The sequence below is a fragment of the Streptomyces sp. NPDC059092 genome (assembly GCF_042756365.1).
GTDB lineage: Bacteria > Actinomycetota > Actinomycetes > Streptomycetales > Streptomycetaceae > Streptomyces.
Genome location: NZ_JBHZEJ010000163.1, coordinates 1 through 1,012, shown reverse-complemented (window position 1 = coordinate 1,012; position 1,012 = coordinate 1). Strand labels below are relative to the sequence as shown.

The 1,012-nt window shown below is 64.3% G+C and carries 1 protein-coding gene; it reads right to left on the bottom strand.

Features of this window, described 5'->3' with window-relative positions; translation table 11 throughout:
• Window positions 1–143 precede the first annotated feature (143 nt).
• Window positions 144–647, bottom strand: a complete 504-nt coding sequence (locus ACFXPL_RS37155; RefSeq protein WP_384927590.1) for a hypothetical protein — start codon at window positions 645–647, stop codon at window positions 144–146.
• Window positions 648–1,012: the final 365 nt, after the last annotated feature.

Here is a 1,012-nt window from a genome sequence, read left to right as displayed (position 1 = left end):
GCGGCTCCAACCGCTCCCACTGAGCATCTGTCAGATCACCCCTATGTCTCACAGTCCTATCAACGACTCAACTGATCGCCAGGACACTGCCTAGTACTACAGCGGCAGTTGAGCTGGGTGCGCGCCGAAGCTCGTGGATTCGATCAGCCGGTGCCGGACCCGTGCATGGCCTGTTCCCAGCGGTCCAGCCCTGCGCGGAGGAGTTCGCGCACGGCCGCAGTCTCCTCGTCCGTCCAGGCTCCCACGCCAGCGGTCGGTTCAAGAGCTTCGCCGCCGAAGATCTTTTCGTGGGCGCTGTCGTGGATCGATCCTTGGGAGGGAAGGGGCGGGCCGGCCTTCAGGCTGTGGGAGAGGTCTTCGAAGAAGTTCCAGGCGTCCAGCAGCAGTTCTGCCGGGACCGGGCCAAGGTCGGGGTGTTCGACCCACCGCCGTACGACGCCCAGATCGAGAGTGCCTTCCCCCTCCCAGGCGAGCTCCCAGCCGTTGCGATCACAGTGTTCCTGCAGCGTCTTGAGGTCATGGAACGCGAGCAGTCTTCCGAGGTCGTCAACGGCGAGCTCATCAGGGGCATCGCCCTCTCCCGGCCGCCAGATCAGCGTCAGGTCCCCTCTCCTGGTCGCGATTCGGTACGGATAGTAGTCAGCCATGCGGGGTCTCCTGTGGTGTCGCGGCGAGACTCGCCACGCGGGTCATCCTGCCTGCAATGATCGTCGTGTGGTGACTTCGGATCAGGTGGAGTTGTGGGGTGCGGAGCTGGCGGGCCTGGGGCCGCGGGTCGCTGGGTGTTTTGAGCGATCGGAGCCACGGGCGACAGCAGTCGCCTATGTGAGGGGGCTGCTGGCGGACGTGCCGCGCAAGAACGGGTGGCAGTTGGCTGAGCAGGCCGGGGGCCTTGACCCCAGATCTTGGACACTTGAGACGTAGATCTTGAGGATCTGAGAACGGACATCTTGTGGTCATGAAGCACTACCCGCCGGAGTTCAAGGCGGACGCGGTTGCGTTGTACGAGTCG